The 11,472-nt window shown below is 60.5% G+C and carries 12 protein-coding genes, 1 tRNA gene and 1 pseudogene; 9 read left to right on the top strand and 5 right to left on the bottom strand.

Annotated features, from left to right (window positions below; translation table 11 throughout):
• Positions 1-317: 317 nt before the first annotated feature.
• The 5 genes and pseudogenes from QTA57_RS17525 to QTA57_RS17505 form a co-directional block, all read left to right on the top strand.
• A pseudogene (locus QTA57_RS17525) lies at positions 318-611 on the top strand (integrase); the annotation flags it as partial.
• A 333-nt stretch (positions 612-944) separates the two neighbouring features.
• Positions 945-1,871 carry a LysR family transcriptional regulator gene (locus tag QTA57_RS17520; protein WP_290152852.1) on the top strand — a complete coding sequence of 309 codons (927 nt, stop codon included), beginning with the start codon at positions 945-947 and terminating at the stop codon, positions 1,869-1,871.
• Positions 1,872-2,002: 131 nt separating this feature from the next.
• The gene (locus tag QTA57_RS17515) at positions 2,003-3,016 is read left to right on the top strand and encodes a TAXI family TRAP transporter solute-binding subunit (protein WP_290152851.1); all 1,014 of its coding nucleotides are present in this window, start codon (positions 2,003-2,005) and stop codon (positions 3,014-3,016) included.
• Positions 3,017-3,155: 139 nt separating this feature from the next.
• A complete protein-coding gene (locus tag QTA57_RS17510) occupies positions 3,156-5,036 on the top strand; it encodes a TRAP transporter permease (RefSeq protein WP_290152850.1) in 1,881 nt (626 codons plus the stop codon).
• Position 5,037: 1 nt separating this feature from the next.
• Positions 5,038-5,547 (top strand): RidA family protein, encoded by a 510-nt coding sequence (locus tag QTA57_RS17505; protein WP_290152849.1) that lies wholly within the window; start codon positions 5,038-5,040, stop codon positions 5,545-5,547.
• Positions 5,548-6,074: 527 nt separating this feature from the next.
• Here the strand turns inward: QTA57_RS17505 and QTA57_RS17500 are convergent.
• Both QTA57_RS17500 and QTA57_RS17495 read right to left on the bottom strand, forming a co-directional pair.
• Positions 6,075-6,158, bottom strand: a tRNA-Tyr gene (locus tag QTA57_RS17500).
• A 35-nt stretch (positions 6,159-6,193) separates the two neighbouring features.
• Complete coding sequence (locus tag QTA57_RS17495) at positions 6,194-6,553, bottom strand: VOC family protein (protein WP_290152848.1); 360 nt, start codon at positions 6,551-6,553, stop codon at positions 6,194-6,196.
• A gap of 81 nt (positions 6,554-6,634) precedes the next feature.
• Between QTA57_RS17495 and rlmB the strand changes: the two genes are divergently transcribed.
• From rlmB to QTA57_RS17475, 4 genes are all read left to right on the top strand, one after another.
• Positions 6,635-7,414: a 23S rRNA (guanosine(2251)-2'-O)-methyltransferase RlmB gene (gene rlmB / locus QTA57_RS17490; RefSeq protein ID WP_290152847.1), complete on the top strand. Its 780-nt coding sequence runs from the start codon at positions 6,635-6,637 to the stop codon at positions 7,412-7,414.
• 6 nt (positions 7,415-7,420) lie between these two features.
• Positions 7,421-7,726 carry a hypothetical protein gene (locus tag QTA57_RS17485; protein WP_145210692.1) on the top strand — a complete coding sequence of 102 codons (306 nt, stop codon included), beginning with the start codon at positions 7,421-7,423 and terminating at the stop codon, positions 7,724-7,726.
• Between the two features lie 105 nt (positions 7,727-7,831).
• A complete protein-coding gene (locus tag QTA57_RS17480; protein WP_290152844.1) occupies positions 7,832-8,284 on the top strand; it encodes a YHS domain-containing (seleno)protein in 453 nt (150 codons plus the stop codon).
• 172 nt (positions 8,285-8,456) lie between these two features.
• Complete coding sequence (locus QTA57_RS17475; protein WP_290152841.1) at positions 8,457-8,930, top strand: CoA-binding protein; 474 nt, start codon at positions 8,457-8,459, stop codon at positions 8,928-8,930.
• 56 nt (positions 8,931-8,986) lie between these two features.
• Here the strand turns inward: QTA57_RS17475 and QTA57_RS17470 are convergent, their stop codons facing one another.
• From QTA57_RS17470 to QTA57_RS17460, 3 genes are read right to left on the bottom strand one after another with little or no spacing between them, the layout of a single operon-like run.
• Positions 8,987-9,295, bottom strand: coding sequence for a phosphoribosyl-ATP diphosphatase (locus tag QTA57_RS17470; RefSeq protein ID WP_171558147.1), 309 nt, complete (start codon positions 9,293-9,295; stop codon positions 8,987-8,989).
• Positions 9,292-10,053 (bottom strand): imidazole glycerol phosphate synthase subunit HisF, encoded by a 762-nt coding sequence (gene hisF / locus QTA57_RS17465; RefSeq protein ID WP_290152837.1) that lies wholly within the window; start codon positions 10,051-10,053, stop codon positions 9,292-9,294. Before hisF ends, QTA57_RS17470 begins: the two co-directional genes overlap by 4 nt.
• A gap of 38 nt (positions 10,054-10,091) precedes the next feature.
• Entirely contained in the window at positions 10,092-11,462 is a 1,371-nt protein-coding gene (locus QTA57_RS17460) for a Hint domain-containing protein (protein WP_290152835.1), read from the bottom strand.
• Positions 11,463-11,472: the final 10 nt, after the last annotated feature.

The following is an 11,472-nucleotide window of genomic DNA, read 5'->3' as shown; positions in this document are numbered from 1 at the left end:
TTCGCCAATAGTCAAATGGTCTACCGGCCATTTTGGGTTATGCAGTTTCTTACACAAGCGGTGACCATGCCGGGGTTATCAAGCGCGAGCTTGTGCTCCAGAAGCCTGACGTAGCTTGGCCGCCCACCCGCGGCTCTCCTCATGCCTTTGCTGCAGCTGTCCTACATTCACCTCAAGGCTCGATCGGCCCTTGAGAAGAAGCGCTGAGGGCTCCACCTAAAACCATCGCCGGATGCGGTGCGCTGTCTCATGACGTGGTGCTTTGGCCAATGTCGGGTTGTTGTTTTGGAAGGGCATGGCAGATCGGAGGATCAGTCATGGAAACACCAAACTTACCTGCCATACGTGCCCTACGCCTCTCCGGGAACAAGGGCCGCATCATTGGTCAGAAGCGACCAGTGAAACCAAAGCACGTCTGGTCAACCCGGGTGCGACTCGAATTGGCCAAGAACCATCGCAACCTTGCTCTTCTCAATATGGCAATCGACAGCAAGTTGCGCGGCTGTGAGCTGGTGAAGATGAAAGTGGTCGACGTGATGGTGTCGGGTCAGATCAAGGAACGCGTCTCTGGCCTGCAAAGCAAGACTCAGAAGCCAGTGCGCTTTGAGATAGACGTGATCACGCAACCCCTTTGATCCCTTTGCTTTCGAGTGCAGTTCACGCAAGACCATCGTAGATGGGTCAATGACCGGCTTGGACGCCGCCCCGCATTTGCGGCCTAAAACTCTCTCTCGCGACAGTCCATATTGAAAGAAGCCGTGAGTGCCCAACTTGGGAGACGGCCGATATGAGCGCGCGGGAGGACATGCTGGAACAGTCTTTGGTGGCGGTCTGCTCTGCGGGAACTGCGCCTTTCGGTTGCGGGCACCTGTTGGCGAACAAACCCGACGCGGCCTGATCGGTGCTTGCTTTACTCCGCAGGACGGGGCGATAAAACTGGCCGCATGGCAAAACAGAAACAGGTCACGCTGACACAGCTGCGCTCTTTCGTCGCGGTGGCGCGCCAGGGGTCGTTCACGCGTGCGGCGGAAACGCTGGGCATGTCTCAGCCTTCGGTCACCGCTGCGATCCAGCAGTTGGAGCAAACGCTGGGACTCACACTCTTCGATCGCTCGACCAAGACGCTGCGTCTTGCGGCGGCGAGCCGATCTTTCCTGCCGGCGATGGAACGCGTCCTGAACGATATGGACACCACACTGTCCGGCGTCCAGTCGATTGTCGAAGGGCAATCGGGCCATGTCGCGGTGGCCGTTTTACCCTCGGTCGCAACGAGGATCCTGCCTGAAACGATCAAGGGGTACTCAAAGGCGTTTCCCGGTATTCGCCTGGCATTGCGCGATGATAACTCGTTCGGAATCTGTGAAAAGGTGGCCAATGGCGAGGTCGATATCGGTGTCGCCGGGCGCACGGATCAGGTCATGGGGCTGGAGTTCGAACCGATCATACGCGACCCGTTTGGTGTTGCGATGCACCGATCCCACCCGATGGCATCCGAACAAGGGCCCGTCCGTTGGCAGGAGTTGGCGGCGTACCCGTTTATCTCATTCGCATCCGACACCGGCATCCGGCCGATCCTGGATTCCCTTGACCCGGTGCCCGAGAACATCTCGGTTCCCTGGGTCGAGGTGTCGAACATTGCCACGGTTCTGTCCCTGTTGAAGGCAAACCAGGGGATTTCGGCGTTGCCGCAAATGTCGGTCGACCCACGGGATCGCGATATCGCCTTTCGCATTCTGATCGATCCGCCCAAATTTCGGGAGCTGGGCCTGATTACACGTAAGGGGCGGTCCCTGCCTCCGGCGGCGCAAAGATTCGTCGAGTATATGAAAGCCGCCCTACGGCCCTATTGGGAGCGCGGGCCGGGGCCCTAGAGCCGTCTCGGGCTATTCACTTATATGGAAAATCTATGAAGGGCTCAATTTTATCCGAACTTCGCATGAAACTCGTTGAGTTGTTGCGCAATTCGCCTGCTACTTTCCTGACCATCTCAAGGGAGGCGACAATGACAAGACACTTTGGCCGACGCGGCGTTTTGACCGCAGCCGTTGCACTGACGACGGCATGGATGCTTGGGCCGACCACTGCCCAGGCCGAGGATCCGGCTTTTCTCAACATTGGTGGCGGACCAAGCGGCGGCACGTTCAACGTTGTGGCCACGGGTCTTGGCGACCTGCTCCGCGAGGAATTCCCGGACAGCATCGTCGGGGTGCAGCCCGGCGGCTCTGGCCCCAACCTTCTCCGCGTTGGCGCGGGCGATGCCGATTTGGGCCTGACCTCGGCAAGCAATGCCTCCGACGCCTGGGCGGGTCGCGATCCGGCGACGCCAGAGGCCCCGATCCAAAACGTGCGCGGGCTGATGACCTTCTTTCCGAGCGCAATCCAGATTTGGGTGGACGCCGACTCCGACATCCAGTCGGTCGAGGATCTTGTCGGACGCCAGATCAGTGCGGGCCAGCCTGGTCAGACTTCCTGGAACGCCTTCAACAATCTGCTCGCGGTTTATGACATGACCATCGAAGACTTGGAGGTCGATGGCGGCCAGGTCCACCACCTGAGCTGGAGCGAGTCGCAAAGCGCGCTGCGCGACGGACAGCTCGATGCGGTGATGTGGGTGGCGCTCTATCCACATTCCACGGTGCTTGCGACCGAGACGGCACGCCCGATCCGGGTTCTGTCCCTCGATGAAGACCGGGTGGAGGCGTATCTTGCTCAATATGGCAGCGGGTTTGAGCAGGTCACCCTGCCTGTGGGCCTCTACCAGGGGCAAGCTGAACCGGCCATCTCGGTTGGGACCAATACTTTCCTCTTCGCCACGGACGAGATGCCGGACGAGACGGCCTATCGGGTGACGTCTGCGATCTGGAACAACCTGGAACGGTTTCAGCAGACCCATGCCCTGCTGCAGTTCATCGAAACCGAGACGGCCGGTCGCGGCATGTTGGTGCCGTTGCATCCTGGCGCAGCGCGCTTCTACGCGGAACAGGGCATCCCAACAGACGACCCGCGCCTGAACTAACGGCGGATCCGATGACACCAAGCCGCGCGTGTCCCCGCGCGCGGCTTTTCGGAGACGGCACGCCCGATCTCCGTTGCCACACCGCGATGCAAGCTCGGCTCGTCGCGCCCCCCAGTTACAAGCGAAAGACAACGCCCTCATGCCGATCAATGTGGATAAAGCCATTGCCATTCTGGCTGTGTCGATGGGCGTGTTTCACCTCATCGTGGCGTCCCCTTTCACCCTGTTTCCCGATCTGGTGGTGCGGGGTACGCATCTGCTCTTTGCGCTCGTGATCGGGTTTCTGGTCTATCGCCTTTCGGGCGGCTGGCGGCGGAATGGCATTGACGCCGTGCTCATTGCCCTGTCGATCATCTGCGTCGGCTATATGATCATCTTCCACGCCTCGATTGTGGTCCGTCCGCCCTGGACGCAGCAGGCCAGCCCGATCGAGCTGTTTGTAGCCTTTGGCACCATCGCGGTTGTGCTGGAACTGACCCGGCGCTCGCTTGGCATGGCCATATCCGTGCTTTGCCTGATCTTCATTTTCTATGGGTTCATCGGCCCGCATCTGAGGCATGTGGAATTCCTGCGACCGCTGGCGCATAGCGGGCTCAGTATCAGCGAGTTCGTCGACCAGATGTATTTCAGCTTCGAGGGCATTTTTGGCGTCGCCCTGGGCGTTTCGACAAACTTCATCTTCCTGTTTGTGGTCTTCGGCGCGTTGCTGCAGATCACCGGCGGGGGCGACTTCTTTGTCAACGTCACCAAGGCGGCGACTGGGGCGACCCGGGGCGGCCCCGCCAAGATGGCGGTCGTGGCAAGTGCTCTGATGGGCACGATGTCCGGCAGTTCTGTGGCCAATGTGGCAACGACCGGCGCTATCACGATCCCGATGATGAAGAAGATGGGCTATCCCAAGACCTTTGCCGGCGCTGTTGAGGCCGTCGCATCAACCGGGGGGCAGATCACCCCGCCGATTATGGGGGCCGCCGCCTTCCTGATGGCCGCAATTCTTGGCATCAGTTACCAAGAGGTGATCACTGCGGCGGCGCTGCCCGCGATGCTGTTTTTCGCATCGCTCTTTGTTGCGGTGCACTGGGAAGCGCTCAAGCACGGGCTCCAGCCGTTGGAAAAGAGTGTTCCGGGTGCCACCTGGCGCGAGTTTCAAGCGGGGTGGACCTTTCTACTGCCGCTTATTGTGATCATGACCTTCCTGATCATGGGCTACACGCCAAGCCTTTGCGCCTTTTACGGTGTTGTGGCGACGCTTGTGACGCCCTTGCTGCGGCGCGCCACCCGGGTGAGTCCCACCGTTTTGCTCAAGGGCATTGAGTTGGGTGCGCGGGCGGCGGTTCCAGTCGCCATCGCCTGTGCCTCGGCAGGGATAATTGTTGGCGTCGTCCAGATCTCGGGACTGGGTTTCCGCTTCAGCAGCCTGGTCGTTGCCTTTGCCGACGGCAATCTCTATGTCGCGCTGGTCTTGGCCATGCTGGCCGCCTTCATCTTTGGCATGGGGATGCCCACGACGCCGGCCTACATCATTCAAGCGACGCTGGTGGCTCCGGCTCTTGTTGATCTGGGTGCGAGCCCTCTCTCGGCACATCTGTTTGTGTTCTACTATGCGGTCCTGGGACAGATCACGCCTCCGGTGGCCGTGGCTGCCTTTGCGGCTGCGCCGATCGCAGGGGCGGAATCCTCGTCGGTCGGCTGGCGCGCCTTCGCACTTGGCGTGCCGGCCTATGTCATCCCTTTCCTCTTTGTCGCCAACCCCGAGCTCCTGGGGCAGAGCGCGTTGCTTGACCTGGTGCCTGTCCTACTGCGCTCGGCCCTGGCGATTGTTGGGCTTTCCATCGCGCTGACTGGCTGGCTGGGCGGGGCGAGGCTGGGATGGATCGGCCGGGCCAGCTTGCTCCTGGCGGTTACCTTACTGGTGGTGCCCGGGCTGTTTCTCAACCTCACGGCGTTCACCGTGATGATCGGCGTCTGGATCGTTCAGCGTATTGGTGTTGGCCGCGCCGCAAGAGAGAGGATTGAATGATATGATCAAATCGAAAGCACGCCTCTGCTCCGACCCTCTTCTCTCAGAGCGTTACATCGCAGAAATTCAGAAGGCGCTTCCCAGGCCAGAGACCACGATCTATCCCTATGAGCCGGTGATTGTAGACGGCACAACGGCCTATCTGGCTGGACAGATTGGCAAGCAGGACGGCGGGCTGGCCCATGTTGGCGTGGTGGGGCAGGAGCTTTCGGTATCCGAGGGGGCCTCGTCTGCACGTATTTGCGCGCAGCAGGCCTTGTCCTGGCTCAGCGTATCGACGGGCGGGCTGGCCAATCTGCGACGGGTTCTACGGATGACGTGCTACGTCGCCCATGCCGATGGGTTCGATCAGATTTCCGAAGTGGCCAACGGTGCGTCGGACTATCTGATCGAGACTTTGGGCGAGCGGGGGGCGCATTCTAGGTCGGTCATCGGAGTGAAGAGTCTTCCAAGGAACGCGCCGGTCCTCGTTGAGCTAACTGCCGCATTGCGCAATCGGCTGGCCGACTGAGGTGGCCAATGTGTTTTTTCTGCATTCACTTCTCCATGCATCCCGCAACTGGACGATTTTCCCGAACCATCGTCTCCTGCGAAGTCATTGGTTCCTGGCTCCCACGCTACTTTTTCAGGCACAGCTCCAAAGTAGCGAAAGTTTTGCAGGCTGATGGATTCCATGCGCATTTTTTGGCTCAAAATCATGTCAATCAGACTAATTCAACGATTAGGTGCCTCTAGCGGCAAGTGCTTTGGTTCGCTCCGACTCTGTGAAGTATCTCGAAAGCATGTCCGATTGAATGGAATGTCCGGCGACGGTCAGCAGCCGTGAGAAATCCGCTGCGTCACACAGGCTGCAAATGCCCAACGATATCCTAATTTGGGTTCGTTTTCCGTTTGGGTGACGCGCCGCTGGAATTGGATAGTGGAAGTCGAAAATGCCGTGCAGAAAGGTGCCCAGATAGGCGGCGAGGCGCATGATGTGTCCCACCATTGCGGTCCGCCTACGGTCTATGCAGCCTAAGTTATTGGCTTAGAGTAGAATGGTGGGCGACCCTGGAATCGAACCAGGCGTGCGTCTCCGCGAGGGAGTTACAGTCCCCTGCCACACCTTGCGGCCTGTCGCCCAACGGATCGCGAAATATCGGGCGCGGCGGGGGGCGTCAAGGGTCAACTCGCGCCATTATCTTCAACCCGTTGCCATCAGGGTCGCGAAACTCAAGCGATTGGCTGCCATCGGCGTTTTTATGGATGGCGGCATCGGGCGCATGTGGCAGGATTTGCGCCTTCAACGCCTCAAGATCGGGGCTCGTCAGTTGGAAATCCAAGTCGTGGCCGGGGACACCTGCGCCACCGCCTGCGCCGGGCGTGTAGAGGGCAATAGGCAGTTTCCCGAGCATGAATTGGGTCCAGCCATATTCCGTGCTGTGAAACACAGGTTCGGTCTCAAACAACGTTGTGTAAAATGCCCGTGCACGGTGCAGATCGGTAACCGGGATCTTCAGAAGCGCAAGAGAGATCATAGCTTTGTCCTCGATCTACGGAGAGGCTTTAGCTTGCACTCCCGTCCGGCGCGACGCAAGGTCCGCGCCGGAGGTGCCACCATGGCCAAGAAACCCACCTGGGTGATCGAAAAAGAGCAGGCGAAGCGCGCCGCAGCGGCAGAGACCATATGGCTTTTCGGGCTGCATGCGGTGCGGGATGCGTTGATGAACCCGGCGCGGCAGAAATTGCGTCTGGTGGTCACCAAGAACGCGGCTGACAAGCTAGGGGACGCGATCGCAACGGGGGGTGTTGAGCCTGAGATGGCTGATCCGCGCAAGTTCCTGGTGCCGCTTGATCCCGGTTCGGTCCATCAAGGGGCCGCGCTTGAGGTGAAGCAGCTGGATTGGGGGCCTTTGGCCGAGATCGCAGTCTCTGGCGCGGGGGCGCCGCTCTTGTTGCTGCTCGACCGGGTGACGGATCCGCATAATGTGGGCGCGATTCTGCGCTCGGCCGAGGTGTTTGGCGCGCGCGCTGTGATTGCCCCGTCGCGCTATTCGGCGCCAGAGACTGGGGCGCTGGCCAAGACCGCCTCGGGCGCGCTGGAGCGTCAGCCTTATATTCGGGTCAAAAACCTTGGCGACACGATGCTGGAGCTGAAGAAGCTCGGCTATGTCCTGTTTGGGCTCGACGGTGAGGGCACAGCCGAGATCGGTGCGGCGGCGGCTGAGCATGCTGGCAAGCCCGTGGCGCTTGTGCTGGGCGCCGAGGGGCCGGGTCTGCGCGAACGAACCCGGGCGCTCTGCGATCACCTGGTACGGATTCCGGCGGCGGGCGATTTTGGCTCGCTCAATGTTTCAAATGCGGCGGCAGTCTCCCTATATGCGGTGTCGAAAGGATAATCGCTGATGCCCAAAGGAACGAAAATCGGCACCTGTTGTTATTGCGGGTCCCGGACCCTGCTGAAACTCACCGCACGGGATGGGCATGAGCTGGCTTGCGCCTCCTGCGGTGCGCCGATCCATGAGATGAAGGCTTTGAAAAAGAGCGACAGCCATGAGGTCAAGCGGAGCAGGCCGCAGCCGTCACCTTATGTCGATTACGTCCATGGCCCGCCGCGCCACCATGCCAAGCGCAAGCAGAAACGGCGCAAGCCCATGTGGAAGAAGGCGTTTGAAGAGGCGTTTGATCTGGTAGAGGACATTTTCGACTAGATCCTCAGCGGCGCACACGCGGCTTCACGCTTGCGTCAGGGGGGATGTCGCGCACGGTTTCGCGTCAGCATATTGGGGCGACACACCCACACGGAGAGTTTCATTATGCTAACCCGCCGCACCACGCTTGGCCTATTCGCCGCCGCGCCGTTGATCACCCTTGCCCCCGCCGCCTTTGCGGCAGAACCGCCTGTCTATGCCGAAGGCGGTGTCGCCATCGACGGCAGCGACGCCGTGGCCTATTTCGCCGAAAATGGCCCGGTCCCCGGCAGTGCGGAATTCACCCATGACTGGATGGGCGCGCGCTGGCAGTTTGCTTCCGCCGCCAATCGCGACATGTTTGTCGCCGACCCCGAACGCTATGCACCGGCCTTTGGCGGTTACTGCGCTTATGCCGCGTCGCTTGGCTATCTCGCGCCGACGGTTCCAGAGGCATGGTCGGTCTATGAAGGCCGCTTGTATCTCAATGCGAGCCTGCGTGCGCGCGAGCTGTGGTTGGGTGGCTTGCCTGATGTGATCGCGGCGGGTGAGGCGAATTGGCCGGGGATACTTGGCTAGGCCAATTATCACAAATTCGTGCGATTGCCTTTAAAGTCGCAGCCCGTTGCCTAAATACAACGTATGACGCGGCGGTTCGGAACACCGCCCGTCCATCACTGTCCCTCGTTCCGTGACTTGCGCCCGCTGCTTTTTCGCTGCGGGCGCTTTTTTGCTGTGCTAAGTCGGCGGCATGACCGAGAACCCTTCCGATGATCTGCTGCGCAAAATTCTCAAGGAAAGTCGGGTGTTTGCCTGTGTTGGTGTGTCGCCCAACCCGATCCGGCCCAGCCATTATGTGGCGCGGTATCTGGACCTGAAAGGGTATGAGGTGATCCCGGTGAACCCGGTCCAGGCGGGCAAGACCCTATTCGGTGCGACGGTCGTGGCCGATTTGGCGGAGATCACCACGCCGGTGGATGTTGTGGACATTTTCCGCCGCCCCGCAGCGGTGCCAGAGATTGTTGATGCAGCATTGGCAATGAATCCGCTGCCGAAAACCATCTGGATGCAGATTGGCGTGACCCATGCTGAGGCGGCGGCCAAGGCCGAGGCGGCGGGTGTCCAGGTAATCCAGAACCGCTGCCCAAAAATCGAGTATCAACGGCTTTTCGGAGAGCTTCGGATGGGTGGGTTCGCGACCGGGGTGATCAGCTCGAAACTATAGCGGTTGTGGCCGGGGCGCTCGAGACGTCGGTCGTTTTCTGAAAGGCGAACAAAGGGTCAGCGGCTGGCCTTTTCTTCAATGCCAGAGCGGGTTTCCCGCTGTTCTAGTTCGGCCAGAACATCCTCCAGCGTCAGGTCCCGCGCCGCCAGCATGACCAGGAAATGATAGAGCACATCGGCGCCTTCGCTGGCCAAAGCGTCGCGGTCACCGCGCACGGCCTCGACAATCGCTTCGACGGCTTCTTCCCCGAATTTCTGGGCACAGGCTTCCGGGCCCCGAGAGAGCAATTGCGCGGTCCAAGAGCTGTCGGGGTCGGCGGTTTTGCGGGCTGCGATGACGGCGCCCAAACGGTCCAGAACGGTCATGACATCCTCATCGGAATTCCGGCGGCGGCCATATGCGCTTTGGCCTCGCCAATTGTGTAATCGCCAAAATGGAAGATCGACGCGGCCAAAACTGCGCTGGCATGGCCCTCGGTGACGCCTTCGACCAAATGATCCAATGTCCCGACGCCGCCCGAGGCGATGACCGGGATTGGCACCGCATCTGCGATGGCGCGCGTGAGGGGAAGATTAAAGCCCGCCCGGGTGCCGTCACGATCCATCGAGGTCAGGAGGATCTCACCGGCGCCTTTCTCTGCGACGGTTTTGGCGAATTCCACCGCGTCGATGCCGGTGGGTTTGCGCCCGCCATGTGTGAAGATTTCCCATATGCCGGGGGCCGTGGTTTTGGCGTCAATCGCGACCACGATACATTGCGAGCCAAACTTGTCTGCCGCCCGCGCCACCACATCAGGGTCGGCCACAGCGGCGGAGTTGAAGCTGACCTTATCGGCGCCGGCCAAGAGCAAGGCGCGCACGTCTTCGACCGTGCGGACGCCGCCGCCGATTGTCAAAGGCATGAAGCATTGCTCTGCCGTGCGGGTGGCCAGATCATACATCGTCCCGCGATTTTCGTGGGTTGCATGGATGTCGAGAAAACAGAGCTCATCTGCGCCCGCGGCATCATAGGCACGGGCGCTTTCCACCGGGTCGCCCGCATCCACGAGATCAACGAAATTAACACCTTTGACCACGCGCCCATCGGCGACGTCGAGGCAGGGAATGATCCGGGTTTTCAACATAGGTGCGGTCTAACCGAGCTCAGCGCCGGAGAAAAGCCTTAGGCGGCCAAGAGGGCCGCCTCGCGTGGCCGCAATGCGAGCCGTGCGGTTGGGCCCCATGCATTCGGCGCAGTGCGAAGGTCGGGGGCGAGGGCGAAGAGTTCTTCCCGCGCTGCGCCCGTCAGAGTGCTTTCGATCATATCGCCGGGATGAAAGCTCTCCATCGGCAGATCATTGGCGAGGATGATCTCATGGTGGTCAAACAACAGATGGATATAGCAGGTGAGCCGGGGCAGGGGATCAGCGGCAAAGAGGCCCTTGGCCGGCACCAATACCTCGCGCGCGCCAAATAGCAACTCCGCCTCGGGGCCACCTGTCAGAAGCCGGTGCTGTGGCGATACCCATGTGTCGATCGCGGGAAGGCCAGTGCCAAAGCTGTCCTTCGGAATCCGGACCGGCGCGAGGCTCGGCTCTTCCGCCAGAAGAACCGCGTCGACAGGTTGGGCACATGTCCAACGAAGAAGTTGAACACCGCTGTCACGGGTGAGCACGGGATCACCCGGGCGCAAATCTTCTACCAATCGGTCGCCATGAGGTGTCGCGATTTTCGTGCCCGCGGTGAAGCAGAGGATCAGCCCGTCTTCAAAGGTGACGATGCCAACTCCTTCGGCCGCGTGGCCGCCATCGCTATCGACGGAAGTGTCTTCTTCAAACCGAATATCGACCGAGTCGCCATCTTGGTTGCGCAAGATGACATTGCCCGGGTCCGTGTCGTCGCGGGTTTGCGTCTCGGCCAGCACCACGCCTTCGGTGAAGGTCGCGCCCAAACTGGTCTCGTCCCACGAGCTGTCCACCGTATCGGTGTTCAAGGCGGTTCCGGCGCTTCCGTCGCCGCCGGGTTGAATGGCGATCCAGCCAACATCTTCAAGGCCGTGAACGCCATCTTGGCTCTCGGCCTCTTCCACGGTCAGGGTGAAGCCGCTTGAGGTAATGTTCGACGGGTCACTGTCGGTGTAGGATGTGCCATCATTCGAGGCGACTGTTGTCACGACCACAGGCGGCGTGGCGAAGGTGCCCGACAAGCTTACCGACTCGCCATTGCTGTCGGCGCTGCTATGCCCCGCTTCAATCACCCGACCGTCGGGCAAGGTATGGACGCCGGATTCGACAGCCAGCCAGTTGAAATCTTCAACCCGCGGATGCCGACCGTCATGATTTTCCCATTCATCGATGGTGAAGGTGAACCCGGTGGCGTCGCCGTCCGCATTGGTTTGGATGTCCAACACACGGATCGAGAACTTGTTTCCCCCAAAATTGGTCCCGGTCAGGACCACGACGGGGTCGGTCAGCGGTTCGGTGAATGTCACCGCGATCGGCTCACCCTCGAAAGAGGTGTTTGCCGAAAGTTTGCCCGCTTCGCCAATGGCCATGTGCCGTCCC

This window comes from Fontisubflavum oceani, from assembly GCF_030407165.1.
Classification (GTDB): Bacteria; Pseudomonadota; Alphaproteobacteria; order Rhodobacterales; family Rhodobacteraceae; genus Rhodophyticola; species Rhodophyticola oceani.
Note: the sequence above shows the minus strand (reverse complement) of the source record. Positions and strands in the feature narration are given on the sequence as shown.